The organism is Bacillus sp. JJ1773, assembly GCF_036962035.1.
GTDB lineage: Bacteria > Bacillota > Bacilli > Bacillales > Cytobacillaceae > Cytobacillus.
Window position 1 is genome coordinate 1 of record NZ_JBALNX010000079.1, and the last position, 18,653, is coordinate 18,653.

15 protein-coding genes are annotated in these 18,653 nt (G+C 34.1%); 9 read left to right on the top strand and 6 right to left on the bottom strand.

Translation table 11 applies throughout. The features are described 5' to 3' along the window. The 9 genes from V7127_RS20580 to V7127_RS20620 all read left to right on the top strand — a co-directional run. Window positions 1–782: hypothetical protein (locus V7127_RS20580; RefSeq protein ID WP_335489109.1), on the top strand; the 782-nt coding region annotated here is incomplete at its 5' end. Window positions 783–844: 62 nt separating this feature from the next. Beyond that, the gene (locus V7127_RS20585) at window positions 845–2,011 is read left to right on the top strand and encodes a glycosyltransferase family 4 protein (RefSeq protein ID WP_335489112.1); all 1,167 of its coding nucleotides are present in this window, start codon (window positions 845–847) and stop codon (window positions 2,009–2,011) included. 159 nt (window positions 2,012–2,170) lie between these two features. Then, entirely contained in the window at window positions 2,171–3,460 is a 1,290-nt protein-coding gene (locus tag V7127_RS20590) for a lipopolysaccharide biosynthesis protein (RefSeq protein ID WP_335489114.1), read from the top strand. Window positions 3,461–3,524: 64 nt separating this feature from the next. Continuing rightward, window positions 3,525–4,547 carry a UDP-glucose 4-epimerase GalE gene (gene galE / locus V7127_RS20595; RefSeq protein WP_335489117.1) on the top strand — a complete coding sequence of 341 codons (1,023 nt, stop codon included), beginning with the start codon at window positions 3,525–3,527 and terminating at the stop codon, window positions 4,545–4,547. A gap of 112 nt (window positions 4,548–4,659) precedes the next feature. Beyond that, the gene (locus V7127_RS20600; RefSeq protein WP_335489120.1) at window positions 4,660–5,889 is read left to right on the top strand and encodes a glycosyltransferase family 4 protein; all 1,230 of its coding nucleotides are present in this window, start codon (window positions 4,660–4,662) and stop codon (window positions 5,887–5,889) included. Between the two features lie 76 nt (window positions 5,890–5,965). Continuing rightward, entirely contained in the window at window positions 5,966–7,192 is a 1,227-nt protein-coding gene (locus V7127_RS20605) for a glycosyltransferase (RefSeq protein ID WP_335489123.1), read from the top strand. Window positions 7,193–7,260: 68 nt separating this feature from the next. Beyond that, complete coding sequence (gene wecB / locus V7127_RS20610) at window positions 7,261–8,388, top strand: non-hydrolyzing UDP-N-acetylglucosamine 2-epimerase (RefSeq protein ID WP_335489125.1); 1,128 nt, start codon at window positions 7,261–7,263, stop codon at window positions 8,386–8,388. 1 nt (window position 8,389) lies between these two features. After that, window positions 8,390–9,652 (top strand): glycosyltransferase family 4 protein, encoded by a 1,263-nt coding sequence (locus V7127_RS20615; protein ID WP_335489128.1) that lies wholly within the window; start codon window positions 8,390–8,392, stop codon window positions 9,650–9,652. A gap of 61 nt (window positions 9,653–9,713) precedes the next feature. Then, window positions 9,714–10,724: an AI-2E family transporter gene (locus V7127_RS20620; RefSeq protein WP_335489131.1), complete on the top strand. Its 1,011-nt coding sequence runs from the start codon at window positions 9,714–9,716 to the stop codon at window positions 10,722–10,724. 52 nt (window positions 10,725–10,776) lie between these two features. On the opposite strand, the gene V7127_RS20625 is transcribed toward V7127_RS20620, so the two are convergent. The 6 genes from V7127_RS20625 to V7127_RS20650 form a co-directional block, all read right to left on the bottom strand. Then, entirely contained in the window at window positions 10,777–11,274 is a 498-nt protein-coding gene (locus V7127_RS20625; protein WP_335489134.1) for a GNAT family N-acetyltransferase, read from the bottom strand. A gap of 244 nt (window positions 11,275–11,518) precedes the next feature. Then, the gene (locus V7127_RS20630) at window positions 11,519–13,399 is read right to left on the bottom strand and encodes an ABC transporter ATP-binding protein (RefSeq protein WP_438824047.1); all 1,881 of its coding nucleotides are present in this window, start codon (window positions 13,397–13,399) and stop codon (window positions 11,519–11,521) included. Beyond that, entirely contained in the window at window positions 13,396–15,618 is a 2,223-nt protein-coding gene (locus V7127_RS20635) for an ABC transporter ATP-binding protein (protein ID WP_335489137.1), read from the bottom strand. Before V7127_RS20635 ends, V7127_RS20630 begins: the two co-directional genes overlap by 4 nt. Before the next feature lie 343 nt (window positions 15,619–15,961). Further along, window positions 15,962–16,582, bottom strand: a complete 621-nt coding sequence (locus V7127_RS20640) for a TetR/AcrR family transcriptional regulator (protein WP_335489140.1) — start codon at window positions 16,580–16,582, stop codon at window positions 15,962–15,964. 449 nt (window positions 16,583–17,031) lie between these two features. Beyond that, the gene (locus V7127_RS20645) at window positions 17,032–18,084 is read right to left on the bottom strand and encodes an ATP synthase beta subunit C-terminal domain-containing protein (RefSeq protein ID WP_335489151.1); all 1,053 of its coding nucleotides are present in this window, start codon (window positions 18,082–18,084) and stop codon (window positions 17,032–17,034) included. Between the two features lie 139 nt (window positions 18,085–18,223). Next, window positions 18,224–18,451, bottom strand: coding sequence for a hypothetical protein (locus V7127_RS20650; RefSeq protein WP_335489143.1), 228 nt, complete (start codon window positions 18,449–18,451; stop codon window positions 18,224–18,226). Window positions 18,452–18,653 lie beyond the last annotated feature (202 nt).

Below are 18,653 nucleotides of genomic sequence, written 5' to 3' on the forward strand. Positions count from 1 at the left end.
ATATGTCACTTGGCATAGGTGGCTTTGGTTTTGTATACAGCGCGGTCTTTATAAATATAATAATTTTATATTTTTTAGTTAAAAAGAATCCAAATGTTAATAACATTTACAAATTTTTCTGTCTTTTAGTCTATTGTATGATTACTGCTATGCTTATTTTAGCTTCATACGCTACATCCTTATCACTTGTTTTTATAGGAACTCTTTTGGTTTCAATTATTAAAGGAAAAAAGAGTTTTATTTTTATTAATATTTTAGCCGTATTATTTATTCTGATAATTCCTAAGGAAGTAATCGGATTTTTCTTAATTGATATTGCTCATCTATTTGAAACAAATAAAGTAATTAGTACTAAATTTTTGGATCTCGCACAAGGGTTTTTCAGTGAATCATTTGGATCACAAACTTCTTTTAGAGGGCAGCTTTATTTATCTTCTTTAGAAACTTTCTTGAGAAATCCATTATTCGGAATATACGGTCCATTTGGAAACGAGTTAAATTCTGAAGTGGGTGGACATTCTGGCTGGTTTGATTTTATGGCATACTATGGTTTATTTGGATCGCTACCTCTGTTCGCAGTAATATTTCTAAATTTCAGAAAACAATTAAGGTTTTATTCTAATCATCCATACTACCGTTTTTTATTGACAGCTCAAATATTATTTTTAATTTTCGGATTTATTAATCCAGTTACTTATATTTACCAAATGGGTTTTGTAATATTTGTTATTGTGCCTGCAATTCCATTTTTACCATATGCATTTTCGAAAAGGAAAAAGTAAAGTATATTGCACAGGAACAAAGGATGCGAACATATCAAACTAACAAAAGTGAGGTAAATGATATGAAAGTAACCTTTTTTTCAAATTTTTTAAATCATCACCAGCTGCCTTTTTGTTTTGAAATGTATAAGGTGCTAGGCGATGATTTTAAATTTGTAGCAACCGAGCCTATTCATGAGGAACGATTGGAAATGGGATATGAAGACATGAGCGAGTTATATCCCTTTTCTTTAAACTCCTACACTAGTCAAGAAAATTTTTTGAGTGGGGTTAGACTTGGAGATGAAAGTGATGTTGTCATCATCGGCTCAGCACCTGACCTTTTTATTCATAAAAGATTGAAGGGAGATAAATTAACTTTTCGTTACAGTGAAAGAGTATTTAAGAAGGGGAAGTGGAGGATCTTGAATCCTAGAACTGCCTTGTCCCTAATTAAAAAACATACCTTAACAAAAAACAAAAAAGTATATATGCTTTGTGCAAGTGCTTACACTGCAGCAGATTTAAATTTAGTTAGAGCATATAAAAATAAGGCATACAAGTGGGGATATTTCCCAGAAGTTAAAGAGCATAATATAGATGATTTATTTATAAAAAAGAAAAATAATATAATTCCAAAATTATTATGGGTAGGTCGGCTTATTAATTGGAAACATCCCGAACAGGCGCTAAAGGTAGCATATAAATTAAAAAAAGAGGGCCATCATTTTACTCTTGATATTATTGGTGTTGGTATTTTGGAAAAAAAAGTTAAAGAAATGATAGGAGCACTCCAATTGGGGGACATAGTTAACTTATACGGCAGTATGAGTCCTGAACATATTAGAGAGCACATGGAATCTGCCAATATTTTTTTATTTACAAGTGATTTTAATGAAGGTTGGGGGGCCGTACTTAACGAATCGATGAACAGTGGGTGCGCTGTTGTTGCAAGTCACGCAATTGGTTCAGTTCCCTATCTTCTTAAAAACAATGAAAATGGTTTAATATATGAAAATGGTAACGAAAAAAACTTATTTGAAAGTGTAAAAAAATTGTTAGTTACAACTGAATTTCGTGAGAAGCTAGGCAAGAATGCACATAGAACCCTTGTAAATGAATGGAATGCTAAAGAGGCAGCAGAAAGACTGTTATTGCTTTCAGAAAAATTAATATCAAGAGAACCTTTCTTTTTTGAAGAAGGGCCATGTAGTAAGTCTGGGGTCTTATCTCAAAAATATAGATATTAACTACTAATTAAGTATTGAAATGTACGTAAAAACGAATTTACAGCCATAAAGGCAGTCAAATAACCACAATGATTATTGCTTATTTTCATCATGAAAAAACTAATGCTTTTTTATATGGTAACTGAAAAAATATGATGAAATATTTGAAAGGTAACATATATGAGCTTAATCAAAAAATTAATAAATAGATACTCAGTTAATTTAAAAAATGCAATTTATTTTTTTATGCCTTCTATAATAGGGTTATTAATCAATCTAATTACTTTTCCTGTATTCTCAGAAAAATTGAGTTCTTATGATTTTGCCGTTATAGGGTACTTTGAAGCAATAAGTCAAATGTTTCTTCCAATAATGAATCTATCCTTCTACTCTTTTTATATGATGGGTTTTTTTAATAGAACGGAAGAAGAAAATAGAAGAGTAATGGCTACACTAATTATGTTTCTGACTTTAATAAATTTGGCTATTATCTTACTAGGGCTGACATTTTTATTTTTATATTTCAATTGGGCTAATGTTACTTTTTCGATTTACCCGTATGGAATATTAACGTTAGCCTCTTTATATTTTATGATATATGTTTCTTTTTTGGGACTAGATTTTAAGATGAAAAAAGAGGGCCTAAAATTTTTAGTTCTCCAAAGTGTGAATATAATACTTTCTATCGGAATTGGATTGTATTTGGTCATTGTTTTAGAATTAGGTGCTGCAGGTCGAATGCTGGGTGTGTTATTATCCCAGATAATATTGGGTATGATTGCTTTTAAAATGACATTCATAAAGGCTAAAATCGATTTTAAGATTATAAAAAAGGCACTTGCTTTCGGATATCCACTTATTATTATTGCACTTTTAGATATTCCTACGCAATATATCGATAGGATCATGTTAGAAAGACAAAATGATGTGGATGCATTTGCTTTATATAGTATTGGTTTAAAAATGTCGGGAATCATTTTCATGTTAGGTTCAGCCGTATATCAAGCATTTGAACCGGATTTTTATAAGTATGTATCTCAAAAGAATCCCAAAATCTTTATACAGATTTTGGGATTTGTATTCGGCTTTTTCTTAATGGTTAACATTATTTTCTCTATATTTGCTGAACCTCTAATTTCATTATTAACAAGCAATCGATATACTGGTGCTTATCAATATGCCATTATATTAATTTGGAGTGATTTTTTCCTTCTATTTTCATACGCATTATCTATTATTCTAATTGTTAATAACAAAACCAAGCTGCTTTTATATAGAAAGTTAATTATTGCTTTATTAGGAGTGGCACTATTTATTTTTTTTATTAATTACTGGAGATTTTTCGGCGCGGGTTTTGCAAAGATAATAATTAACTTTTTAAATTGTGCAATACTTGTATATTTCATTTGGTTATCTTCAAGGAGAACCGAGCGTGTTGAAAAAAGTAAGAAAAAAGCCACTATGTCATGATGATATAGTGTTTTTTTTGTATTAAAACAACAATGTGTAAAAATAGGGAAATTCGGAGGGTGAAATGAAAATTCTAGTCACAGGCGGTGCAGGTTACATTGGATCCCATACATGTGTAGAACTCCTTCAATCAGGCTATGAAATAATCGTAGTTGATAATTTTTCAAACAGCAAACCAGAAGCATTAAGACGTGTTAGTAAAATTACTGGAAAAGATATTACATTTTATAATGCTGATTTACTAGATACAGAAGTGTTAACGACAATTTTTTCTCAAATTAAGATTGATGCTGTTATTCATTTTGCTGGTCTTAAATCTGTTGGCGAATCTGTTGAAATTCCCATAGATTACTATCGAAACAATATTTCGGGAACGATAAACTTGTGTGATGTTATGGAGCGGTTTGGTGTCTATAAGATTGTATTTAGTTCATCGGCAACCGTCTACGGATTATCAAATAACGCACCTTTTATTGAGGCTTTACCACCTCAATCAACGAATCCTTATGGAAGAACAAAACAATTATGTGAAGAATTATTAAAAGATATATTTGTAGCTAATAGTAATTGGAGTATTGCATTGTTACGTTATTTTAATCCGGTTGGTGCTCATGGTAGTGGACTTATTGGTGAAGACCCTAAAGGGACTCCCAACAATCTCCTCCCTTATATTTGTCAAGTTGCTGTTGGGAAATTTGACGAACTCAAAGTGTATGGTAATGACTATCATACTCATGACGGAACAGGAGTAAGAGATTATATTCATGTTGTGGATCTAGCTACAGGTCACTTAAAAGCACTTGAAAAGATTTTGCTTAGTAAAGGTGTTAATACCTATAATCTTGGTACTGGGAAAGGATACAGTGTAATAGATGTGATACATGCATTTGAAAACGTAACGGGGCAGAAAATCCCATACAGTTTTGTTAATCGAAGAGCAGGCGATATAGCCATTAGCTATGCTGATCCATCGAAAGCTAGAAGGGAGCTAAATTGGGTAGCTGAAAGAAGTATTGATGACATGTGTAAGGATTCTTGGCGCTGGCAACAAAATCATCCAAATGGGTACGAAAAAGAGAATAAGTAAGCAGTTTTTGGGTAAGAGTGGATAGATCCTTTTGCAAGCCTCTTACCTTAAGATTATCCTTTGTTGAGATTGATGGTAGGAATAATTTATTAGAAGGGTGAGAAGAGGTGATATGTTGAAAAAAATACTTGTTATTGCACAGGCTACGCAGCTGCCTGGAGAGAAAGGCAATAATAGAAGTAGGTTTAAAAAAATATGCGAAATGTTAGTGAATGAAGGATATGAAGTTACGGAAATAACAAGTAAATTTAGAGAATTGGATAGAACTTTTAGAATAGAGAATGAGTTATACAAAAGTGCTCCGTATAAAATCGTTATACTTGACGAAGTTGGATATTACAAAAATATAAGTTTTAGAAGAATTTATAGTATGTGGTCCTTTTCTCAAAGTTTAAAGTATTTCTTAAAAAATACAAATGAAGATTACGATTTAGTTTATGCATGTGTTCCAGGATTAGATAGTGCACTTGAAGCTGGCAAGTACGCTAATAAAAAAAACATCCCCTTTGTAATAGATGTTCAGGATGTGTGGCCGGAAGCTATGTTCGATTTAGTTTTAGATACGCCGATAATAAGCAATATATTATTTTCTCCTCTGCAATTAATGGCTAATAAGGTTTATGCTATGGCAGATGGAATTATGGCAGTCTCTCAAACTTATTTAAAAATTGCGGAAAAGAAAAATAGTAAAAGTGTGATAAATGACTATGTTTTTATAGGCACTGATATAGAGAATTATGATATTGGTGTAATTGAGCAGATTGATGTTGTTGATAAACCGGAAGATGAGTTTTGGATTGCGTATATTGGGTCTCTTGGACATAGCTATGATATATATACTTTTATAGAGGGAGCAAAGATAGCGAATGAAAATGGATTAAATGTGAGACCCATTATACTAGGTAGTGGGCCCTTAGAGAAGGACTTTAAGGAGTTTGCAGAAAAAATTGAAAGTAATGCACTTTTTACAGGTTGGGTTGATTATTCAACGATGGGGATTTATTTAAAAAAGTCAGATGCTGTAATCAATGCAATCAAAAGAAAAGCTCCACAAAGTATAACAAACAAAATAGGGGATTACTTATCTTCTGGTAGGGTAATGTTAAACGGGAGTCTAAATTCCGAATTTTTAGAATTGGTCAAAACCCGCGAATTTGGGTTTAACTATGAACCAGAGAATCCTCAAAATTTATCCAAGGCTATTGAAAAAGTTTATAGGTTGAGTGAGCAAGAAAGAGAACAGATGGGGAAGAATGCTAGAAAACTTGCCGAAGAGGAATTTGACAGAAAAATTACTTATCCAAAAATTATTAAAATGATAAACCAGTTAATAGATAGTTAGATAGTACTGTGTTTTATAACCTTGTATACCCAAAATACTTAAATTATCTTTTTTCTCTAAAATGGGGTTGTAAGATATGAAAATGTTATTTTTAGGCGGAGTTTTCTCTAAAGAAATGGAAGAAGATATATTAACAAAATCGAAAGGGGCAGTCCAATATGCTGCAAATAAACTCCAATGGAATTTGATTGACGGTTTTTTAAACATTGAAGATATTGATTTAGAAGTGATATCAGCTCCATTTGTTGGGACCTACCCTAGAGAATATAATGATTTAATTATTAAAAAGCAAAGTTTCACATATAAAAATACTGTTCAGTGTGAGTATGTATCGTTTTGTAATTTGTGGGGATATAGAAGTATTTCCAGGAAGAATTCACTTATAAGACAAATTCAAGAATTCACCTCAGACAGATCATCAAATAAAGTAATTATTGTGTACTCACCACATACTCCATTTTTACAGGCTGCAGTTAATGCAAAACATAAGGATCCATCAATTCATATTTGTTTAATTGTTCCGGATTTGCCCCAATTTATGAATTTAAGTGAAAGAAAATCTGCAATATATAGCATATTGAAGGCGATAGATATTAAATTATTTAAAAAAAATGCAAAGCATGTAGATTCGTTTGTGTTACTTACAGACCATATGAGAGATGTATTAAAAGTAGGTAATAGACCTTACGTAATAATTGAAGGAGTTGTTAATACTAATGAACCTTTTATTGGCAGAGCTGAAAATAATAGAGAAACTAGCAAAACTATTGTTTATACAGGAACTCTAAATAAGAAATTTGGAGTTATTAATCTAATCAAAGCATTTCACGCTATTGAAAATAACGATACAGTACTAAAAATTTGTGGCAGGGGAGACTCTGAGGGGCTTATAAAAGAGTATGAGAAAAAAGATAGTAGAATACACTTTTTAGGTCAGTTATCCAATAAGGAAGCTGTTGAATTGCAAAGAAATGCAACAGTTTTAGTTAATCCAAGACAAAATAATGAGGAATTCACCAAATACTCTTTTCCTTCAAAAAATATGGAATATCTTTTATCGGGTAATCCGGTTATTGCATATAAGTTAGACGGTATACCTGATCAATATGATGATTATTTTTTTTACGTTGAGGATAATTCTTTAGAGTCATTCAGCAATAAAATAAGTGAAGTTCTGAATTTAACAAGCCAAGATAGATTCAATTTTGGAAAACGAGCAAGAGAGTTTGTTTTTAATAACAAGAATAACAAAGAAGCTAGTTCTAAAATTATCAATATGATCAATTCAACTTTTGCAGAGTGAAATTGGCAAATATGTCTTAACATAAATGGGAAAGCCTGCGATCTACAACTAGCTGGAGGTATAACTTAATGAAAAAGTTAAAGGTTATGACAGTTGTTGGCACTAGACCAGAGATAATTAGACTGTCAGCTGTTATTAATAAATTAGAAGAATCGAATGCAATAGAGCACACTCTTGTCCATACGGGACAAAACTATGATTATGAATTAAACGAAGTGTTTTTTAGAGACTTTAACTTAAAAAAACCGGATTATTTTCTTAATGCAGCAACTGGAACAGCAGTAAAAACCATAGGGAATATCCTAGTTAAAATTGATCCTATTATGGAAGAAGTTAAACCAGATGCCTTTTTGGTCCTCGGAGATACCAATAGTTGTTTATGCGCGATTGCAGCTAAAAGAAGGCATATCCCTATTTTCCACATGGAAGCAGGAAATAGATGCTTTGATCAAAGAGTGCCTGAAGAAACAAATAGAAAAATTGTAGATCATATAGCTGATATAAATCTAACTTATAGCGATATTGCAAGAGAATATCTCCTTAAAGAAGGATTCCCAGCAGATAGAATAATAAAGACTGGCAGCCCAATGTTTGAAGTTCTCAACTCTAGAAAAGATGACATTGAGAAATCAGATATATTAGAGAGATTGGAACTTAAAGAAGAAAAATATTTTGTAGTATCAGCTCACAGAGAAGAAAATATTAATTCAGAAACTAATTTCCTAGATTTAGTTGATAGTTTAAATGTGATTACAGAAAAATATAATTTATCTGTAATTGTAAGTACACACCCTAGAACTAGAAATATGATAAAAGCTAAAGGAATAAAGTTTAATCCGTTAGTTAAAACAATGAAACCTTTAGGATTTAATGATTATGTAAAACTTCAAATTAAAGCGAAAGCGGTTCTGAGTGATAGTGGAACGATTAGTGAGGAGTCTTCTATCCTTAAGTTTAAGGCACTTAATATCAGAGAGGCTCATGAAAGGCCTGAGGCAATGGAAGAGGCATCAGTGATGATGGTAGGACTTAAGAAAGAAAGAATATTACAGGGATTAGAGATTTTAAGGGTACAGAAGAAAGAAACTTTAAGAAAAGTTGAAGATTATAGCATGTCGAACGTGTCTGATAAAGTATTAAGAATAATATTGTCATATACTGATTATGTGAATCGGACTGTTTGGGGAAAAAAGTAATATGAAAATACTATGGCTTATAAATATTCAGTTACCCGAGATAAGTTTATTACTAAATGAGCAATCATCTCCCTTTGGCGGCTGGCTAATAAATGCATCGAAAGATTTAGCAGAAAAAGATGGTATCGAATTATCAATTGTCTTTCCAAAAAAAGGACTAAAAGAGTCGAGAAAATTAAAAGGAAATAGAATAAATTATTATGCATTTAAACCAGTTGGAGATCAAGATAAAAAATTATTTGAAGGGAACCGGATCTTTAAGGACATTATTAAGGAAGTTAAACCTGATATCGTGCATATCTATGGAACAGAGTTTGCCCATACCCTTTCAATGGTTAATGCCTGTATAGAAGAAAGGGTTAGATCTGTTATTTCTATTCAAGGTTTAGTCTCAATTATAGAAAAACACATGGTTGCGAATTTACCTTGGAAGGTTATATATGGATTTACCCTTAGAAATCTTCTGAGAAAAGATAATGTAAAAGGTTTACAGAAATCTTTCTACAATAGAGGGAAAAATGAAATTAAGGCTATCAATAAAATAAAACATATTATTGGACGAACTACTTGGGATAAAGCTTGCACTTCTCAAATAAACCCAGAGGCAAAATATTATTTTTGTAATGAAACTTTAAGAGATGAATTTTACAAACATGAGTGGGATATAGAGAAGTGTGAAAAAAATTCAATTTTTTTAAGTCAAGGTCAGTATTCGATAAAAGGCCTTCATTATGTAATTGAAGCTATGCCGATTATTTTAAAAAGATTTCCTAGTGCAAAAGTATATATAGGCGGAAAAGATATAACAAAGTCGGATACTTTAAAAGATAGAATGCTTATGACTTACTATGGTAAATATATAAAAAAAATGATTCGCAATTATAAATTGGACCAAAACATAGTCTTTATAGGACCTTTAGATGAAAAGAAAATGTGTGAAAGATACTTAAAGTCCAATGTATTTGTTTGCCCTTCATCTATTGAAAATAGCCCTAATTCATTGGGAGAAGCGATGGTCTTAGGTGTTCCTTGTGTCGCTTCTGATGTCGGTGGTGTATCAGATATGTTAAAACATAAGGAAGAAGGTTTTGTATATCAATCAGATGCTCCTTACATGTTAGCATATTATGTATGTGAGATATTTGAAAATAAAGAATTAGCGTTAAGCTTTTCGAATAAGGCAAGGGAACATGCTTTGGAAACTCATGATAGAGATAAAAACACAGATAGACTTATAAAGATATATAAAAATATAATAAAATAACAAATAGTAAGAAATTCATATGGAGTTATTACATCCATGCATGGGAGGAATCATTCATATAATGGAATCGATCCGGTCGTTTATAAATAATAATGCATTTAAAAGACTGCTTATTTTTTCAATTTTAGTATTTCTTCTCTATATGCTTAGAAGTATGATCAACCTGATTCTAATCACCTTTATTTTCTCTTTTTTACTGGATCGGCTTGTGAATATTGTATCAAATAAATTCAAACTGCACCGCAAACTAACTGTCCTAATCTCCTATTTATTAATTATTGGGCTTTTATCAATCGGTGTTATTAAATACTTGCCAATCATTATTGTAGAGATTTCGCAGTTAGTCACACAGTTACAGCTGTTTTTAACACAGCCGCATGATCATGTTCTTGTTAATTATGTTTTAGGCATGATTGAAACAAAACAAATTTCTAATTACTTAGAACAGGGTTTTACTTTTCTACTTAAATATTTTAGCGGAATGAGTAAAGTCGGGATTCAAATCATGATGTCCCTTGTGTTAAGTTTATTTTTCCTTTTGGAAAAACCAAAGCTTATTGAATTTACTTCTAAATTTAAATACAGTAAGATCGCTCCATTTTATAATGAAATTGAATTTTTCGCGAAAAAATTTGTTTTAACCTTTGGTAAAGTGATCGAGGCACAATTTATTATTGCTCTCGTCAACTGCGGCCTGACAACTCTTGCATTATGGATTATGGATTTCCCTCAGCTTATGGGTCTTTCCATCCTTATCTTTTTCCTAGGTTTAATCCCGGTTGCCGGAGTCATTATCTCACTTATACCTCTAATTGCGATTGCTTATACAATTGGCGGAATTATGCAGGTTGTGTATATTCTTATTGTCATTATGATTATCCACGCGATTGAGGCATATATTTTAAATCCAAAGCTAATGTCTTCAAAAACAGATCTGCCTGTATTTTACACCTTTATCGTGTTGATTTTTTCCGAGCATTTCTTTGGTGTTTGGGGGCTAATTGTTGGGATACCAGTATTCGTTTTCTTTTTGGATGTACTAGATGTGAGGGATAAAAAGAAAATAAGCTAGTCTATAAATGTCAAAAAGCAGTGAGTTCAGATAAGTTCACTGCTTTTTGCCTTTATTTATTAGACTTCAAGTGGCTAAAATATTTTTTAACGTCCAATTTATAAATGGGTTCTGGATGATGTCCATCCTCAATCTCCCCAGTTGGTTTAAAGCCTGCTTTTTCATATACACGCTTGGCAGCTTCGTTATTATAAATGACAGATAAATAAATTTCTTCGCATGAATACTTCACAGCCATTTCCTCAATAACTGCCCTTAAAATCGGCATTCCATAGCCCTTACCTTGATATGCATGTCCAAGCATTATGCTAATTAATTCATATCGTCCTGTTTCCTTGTTAAATCCATGTGAAGCAAAGCCAATTAATGTTTCACCATCATAAATTGCTCTTGGAAGGAACCCATATACTTGGCAAGCAGCAAGAAAAAAAGTGTTAGACCCTACCCATCTTTCAAAAATTTGAATTCTCTTTTCTTGATCGAAATCGGATTTTAATTTAATTACATCCCAAAAATTCTTTTCATTTACTTCAGATAGCTTAATATTCATATTTACTTCCTTTGCTTGACTTTTATTTTCATCCAGTTGGAGTTACACTATTTATTTCGCTTTCATAGTTACAATTTCCTTCTTATAGGTGTCCCACCAACAATTTGACAGAATTCACAACCTGTTTTTGTTAAAGCTAAATATCAATGTATATTCGCGTTGCTGGCGAGACCCTAATTTATATTAAGAAAAAGACTGTAAAGAAACCAGATTTCCATCGAATTCCTTAACAGTCTTCATACCTTTAAACTGCTGTATCGAACTGACTTTTGTACAAATTTGCATAAAATCCACTCTGAGCAAGCAACTCGTCATGTGTACCTTGTTCGACAATATCCCCTTCATGCATGACTACTATCAAGTCGGCATTCCGAATGGTCGACAGTCTATGGGCAATGACGAAGCTTGTGCGGCCTTTCATAAGGTTATCCATCGCTCTTTGAATAAGGATTTCTGTTCGTGTATCGACTTTGCTTGTCGCCTCGTCTAGAATGAGTATTTTGGGGTCTGCTAATATTGCCCTTGCAATCGTTAGCAGCTGTTTTTGACCTTGTGATATATTATCCCCTTCTTCATTCAACACCATATCGAATCCGTCCGGTAATGTTCTTACAAAATGGTCAACCTGTGCTGCGGTGGCCGCTTTCCTAACCTCGTCATCAGTTGCATCGAGCTTACCGTACCGAATATTGTTCGCTATCGTACCGTTAAACAGCCAAGTATCTTGTAGCACGATACCAAACAGAGAACGAAGCTCATTTCGATTAAATGATTGAATATTATGGTCATCGATCTTGATTGAACCGCTATTTACATCGTAAAAGCGCATGAGCAGTTTCATAATGGTCGATTTACCTGCACCAGTCGGTCCGACAATGGCTACTTTCTGACCCGACTTGATAGTGGCTGTAAAGTTACGAATAACAGGTTTTTCAGGTTCATAACTAAAGGAAACATGGTCAAACTCGACATTTCCTTCAATTGCCACATCTCGATTGCTTACCACCTTATTTTTACTTACCAAAAGAGCGTTTTCCTGCTCCGGTTTTTCTTCATCTTCCGCAAGAAATTCAAATACACGTTCCGCTGCAGCAGCAGTTTGTTGAAGTATATTGGAGATATTCGCAATTTGAGAGACTGGCTGCATAAAACTCCGCACGTATTGAATGAAAGCTTGAATACCACCGACCGTCATTGTACCAGTTACAGTCAAATATCCTCCAAGTATACAAATGACAACATAGATCATATTTCCGATGAACATCGCAATCGGCATCATAAGACCTGATAAGAAATTCGCTTTCCAGGCCGATTTATACAATGCTTCATTGTGCTCGTCAAACTTTTTTTCCGAATCTCGTTCTCCGTTAAAAGCCTTCACTATTTCATGGCTACTAAACATTTCCTCTACATGGCTGTTTACATGCCCCAAATATTTCTGTTGATTTTTAAAATGAACTTGCGACTTTTTAATAATCCCAATAACCGAAATCATCGTCAGTGGGAGAATACAGATTGCCGCCAATGTCATTTGCCAGCTGATTGTGAGCATCATAATCGTAATTCCAATAAGTGAAGTGATTGATGTGATGATCTGTGTTAAACTTTGATTCAATGTTTGGCTTATTGTATCTACGTCATTCGTAATTCTAGAAAGAACTTCTCCGTGGGTTGTTTTATCGAAATAATTAAACGGTAATTTATGAATTTTTTCATTAATATCCGTTCGAAGTTGCTTTGTCACTTTCATACTAACACCCGTCATGACAAACCCTTGCAAATAGGAAAACAACGCACTAAGTAAGTATAATCCGATGAGCCATAAAAGAATTTCACCAATTTTGCCGAAGTCAATCGACCCAATTCCAGCGATTTGGTTCATCACACCTGAAAAAAGTTCATCAGTCGCTTGCCCTAAAATCTTTGGCGATACAATTGTGAAAACCGTCGACAAAATGGCTAAAATCCATACAAATATAATCGTCCATTTGTAAGCGCCCAAATATTGAACAAGCTGTTTCATCGTCCCTTTAAAATCTTTTACTTTTTTACCCTGCATCATATTTGGCCCACCTCGCATACCGAAGTGCGAATGAGTATTTTGACTATTTCTCTTTTCGCTCACGCTAATTCCTCCTTCGATAGCTGTGATGAGGCAATTTCATAGTATTCAGGGCAAGTTTCCAGCAGCTCACGATGTGTGCCACGCCCAACAATGAGGCCCTTATCTAACACGAGAATTTGATCTGCATTCATGATTGTACTCACTCTTTGGGCGACTAGAATGATCGTCGCGTTTGACGTGTGTTCCTTTAACTCTTTGCGTAACATGGAGTCTGTTTTAAAGTCCAATGCGGAGAAGCTATCATCAAATATTAAGATTTCTGGTTTTTTCATTAAAGCACGTGCAATCGTGAGGCGCTGTTTTTGACCACCTGAAACATTGGCACCTCCTTGTGATATATTCGACGCAAAATTCTCTGGTTTTTCTTTAATGAAATCCATCGCCTGGGCAACTTTTGCTATTTCCTGCATCTCTTCATCCGTAGCGTCTTTTTTTCCGTATTTCAGGTTGAACTCAATGGTGCCTGATAACAATACGCTCTTTTGTGGGACATATCCAATCTTCGACCGCAATTCCGACTGTTTCACATCTCTAATGTCAACACCGTCAATTAAAATTTCGCCCTCATTCACGTCATAAAAACGTAAAGCAAGACTTGCAATCGTTGTCTTACCGGAACCTGTCGAACCAATTAATGCCGTCGTTTGACCCGGCTTAGCTGTAAATGAAATCTCATGTAATGCATCTTCATTGGCCCCTTCATAACGGAAGCTTACTTTTTTAAATTCGAGAAGGCCTTTGCACTTTTCGTTAAATGATTTTGGCTTTTCTGGATCGGTAATGGACACTTCCGTTTCCAGTACTTCCGCAATCCGACCGGCGGATACTGCTGCACGAGGGATCATAATAAACATCATCGATAGCATCATAAAGGACATCAAAATTTGCATGACATACTGCATAAACGCCATCATATCCCCGACTTGCATTGAAGAAACTGCAATTTGACGGGCACCAACCCAAACTACTAGTAAAGTGACGCCGTTCATAATGAGCATCATCATTGGCATCATAAACACCATTGCGCGAGTTACAAAAAGATTTGTCTTCGTTAAATCACTATTTGCAGCGTCAAATCGCTTTTTTTCATATTCCTGCGTACCAAATGAACGCACAACCATAAGACCGCTTAAGTTTTCCCTTGAAATCAAATTCAATTTATCGACTAGTTTCTGAATGAGTTTGAATTTTGGCAGCGCAATCGCCATAAGGATTAAAATCAATCCTAGAAGGATGATTACAGCGAGCGCAATGATCCAGCTCATAGAAGCAGACTTATTGACAGCCATAATGATTCCCCCAATCCCGAGAATCGGTGCATAGCAAATCATTCGGACACCCATCATTACTAAATTCTGGACTTGTTGAATATCATTCGTACAACGTGTAATTAATGAAGCAGTAGAAAATGTATCTAACTCTCTTTTTGAAAAGCTTTCTACCTTCGTAAACACTTGCTTCCGTAAATTCCGGGCTACGCCAGTCGCAATTCTGGAAGATAGCAATCCAACCAAAACGGTAGCGACCCCTCCAACAAGAGCAATGACTAACATATAGAAGCCAATTTTCATAATGTAAGTCGTTTGTTTCGCACCTAAATCGACGCCAAGTTCATCATAAAAACCTTTAGAAAGCATAATCCCGCTTTGTTTTTGCATGACATCATTTTTCACTGCTTCGTCATGCGCCGATTGAATTGTAGCATCTGGTAACGAATCCAGGACAGCTTGCATTCCGTAAATCTCTTTCATATTAATAGAGTTAGAGGAACTTTCTGTTGCATTCTTATCAGATGGCTGTGACAGTTCACGTAAAACATTAATGAATGTCGAAGTTGCTGTACCAAATGCGGCATCTAAATTTTCGCTATCGTTTTTTCCTAACTCCCCTTTTACATAAAATTGTTGATCCGCATTAGGGTATAGTTTGCTGTAAGGCTCCCCATTCGAATTTTGATCTAAAGGGGAAACCAAAGAATAACTTTCTTCGATTATTTGTCTTTCATGCTCTGTCATGAAAGTAGTGATTAGCTTCATACCGTCCTCACTAATGGCATCTGGTGCGGCGTGCTCAATGCCACCTTGCTGAATCCCAACGTTGACGATTTCAGACATATAATTTGGCAAATTCAAATCACTAATTGCTTGCACAAACAAGAGCACGATCGCTAAAAAAATGCCTGTTAAAAAAGGCTTTAATTGCTTTGCCAACTTTCCCATGTCAATAGTCTCCTTTCCCATTCTTCTCTACCATTTCACTATAAAGCCACTGAATCGTTGAATAATCTTTAATTCCTAAATCGACCATCATAGACGGCGAGGCTACATTTAAAAGGAGTTATTTAAAAAGGATACAAATGCTCCGACAAAAAGAATCGCAAGCATAATATATGGTGGTTTTCTTTCCTGTATGTTGCATTCATCTATTTGTTATCTCCTTAGTTGAAAATTTCTTTTGATTTAGGCCGTTTACATATCTGTGCATCAACGCCCTGCTCTTTTAGTTTTTTAACAATACTCTCCAAATGGATACTCTCTTTTTTCACTGCTTTAAGAGAACCCATTAGTTTTCTTCCTTATATAATCCTCTTTTTAGCAGTTCCATTTGCTGAACATAACTTTTTAAAGCTTCTTCATCCGTTAAGTCCTTTACGAACACTTGAATAAGGTTTTGAAAAGTGACAGCAATAATAATTTTTAACATATCATGAAGGTCTTGTTCATCATTTAAATTCAGATTTTTTGTATTTATTAAGCTAATCATAGTTAAATACTGGCTTTTCCTATTTTCTTGATAAATATTATTAGCTAATATATTTTCCATTTTATAATTCATATTTAAAAAGGCATTTTTAAGAAAGTTTTTGTGTTCTTGATTTCTGTGGTTTTGAATCATAAATAGAAATGAATCAATTAACGTTTCAAAAATATCCCCATTTTTCTCCTTTAAAAGCGCCATAAACCGATCATTATTTTTCTCTGAAATCCGATTTAACAGATAATAATATAGGTCCTCTTTCCCTTCAAAGTATTGGTAAAAGCTCCCTCTTGGGATTTCCGCTTCTTTGATAATATTGGCAATGGATGCTTCGTGTAAGGGAACTCGAGAAAACTCCTTTTTAGCAGCCCGAATTAAAGTTTCTTGTTTATCTTTAGGCAAGTGAAAAAATGTTTGATTTGGCATATTATTATTCCTCCTGTCAAACGGATGACACCGTGTCACATTTACTAATGAGCTGATTATATATGACACAGTGTCATGCGTCAACAAAAAAATGACAGCGTGTCACACAACTACTTTAATTACTAAATAACTATTTAGGCGTTCAATAATAAAGAGTTTGATGATATAAAAAAATAGGTGCACGTATCATTATTTCTTCAAGTTTACTTTGTGTATAGTGCGGGAACCCTGTCACTAATCCTTCATTACATGTATTAGCAAAAATTATTTACTTTGCCCTAGTATACTGACGCTATACTGGGCTTATTATTTTTAATATTTCCTTAACGTTGTAATCGTGTTTTTGCTGGTAGTACCCCCTATATAAAAAAAGAACCTACTAAATAGGTTCGAGAGTCCGGTGCTATACTTTAAATGCAATTTCGTAATTTTCTTTAAATTTCTGCAGTCTATGCATTTATTATTTGGCCAATATAATTTAATTGGTCTATTTCAACTGAATCGGCTGCTCCATCTAATATTTTTCTTACATCATTTAAGGTGTTCTGTAAACTAACAGACTCTCCCTTTTTCCCTAAATATGCTTCAGCTACATAAAATGGCTGTGTTAAATAAGCTTCAAGCCTTTCACCGCGCTTAAATGTTTGGACTTCAGATGCTGGGAGTCGCTCCATGCCCCCTACATTCACTAATGACCGGAGTTCACGATAGCGGCGAAGAAGCTTTTGGGCACGCTGCTGAATATTGAGATGATTATGATCGAGATATGCTCCTTCAAGAACGGAAGAAGTTGAATAGACTGGATTAACGGCAGGGAATTTGTGTCTTGCTGATAAATCTGCGTCAAATTGCCAAACGGTTTCCAACGGTCCATACGGTAAATCTTCATCTACTGCTTCCCCTTTTAAATCAACGAGAAAAGTTGTAACTGTATCGATATCATGAGCTTGCAATTTTTCTTGGAGCTCATAAATATCCCCTGTTAATACATGGCTCCTGTCAGCTGCAAATACAATCTCATTTGATTTTCCTTTATCAGCCATTGCTTCATAGGCTTCATCAATGGAATGAACGATAATATCTGAATTGACCTTCACATCGTTTAATTCTGGGTAATTCCCATCCGGTAAGAGCAGAATCGTGACAAACTGATCGTTCTTCAGTCTATAAAATATTTCTGAAAGTAAAACAAGCTGCCCCATTCCATGTCGAGCTACTAACCCAATTGTGCCTCCCTTGGCAAGTGGGGCAAATAAATCCAGCGTTTTAATCTTGGTCTCAATCATCTCAATCTTCTCCCCTCTAATGATTAATTCATCCAAAGTACATTCCGCAAGATCAGCAAGTGCCGCTAAAGTTCGAACTTCGCACCTACCAACCGGAATTTTTCCGGTACATAAATTAGAGACGGTTGCCGGGCGTAAACCTACAGATCTAGCAGCAGTAGTCAAGTTTGGTACCTTTCTTCGTAAAAGTGCCACATTCAATTTTAAGTTTTCCAGATTTTCCACCCCCTTACTTTATAAGGTAATTTATTTTACTTTAAAAATCAATATATTTTTACGCCTCAGAGTAATTTATTTTTCGCTAAAACAAAAAATGAAGGACTGGAAATTGAACCGTCCTTCATTTTTCTAAAAGTTATAATATTTTGGGTTTGTTTTTATATTCTTCAAGCTGCATTTGCTCAAGTTCTAGTCTCATTTTTTGTGTCTCAATTAAATAATTTTCTTGTTTCAACTTTTCAAGCTCAATTTGATCCTGAATCATTTTATGCTTGGTCTTTGTTTGTTTTTGAAAATGAGATGTTACTATTGCAATGATTGGAATTGAAAAGACCATTACTACCGCAACTGTTCCCGTAAACATCATTCCACCTCTTGCTTACAAACTGGATATAGGGTTTGTATTTATTTTCCTCTATCATATCATAAATTATGGAAAAGTCTTCTAGTTTTTTGTCATCTTATTTTAACGGCAGATTATTAACTCTTGATGATGACCGTTCTAGTATTATTTTATATTGAACGGTCATCAGAACCGCACTTTGGTGACCACTTCCCCCTTTTTT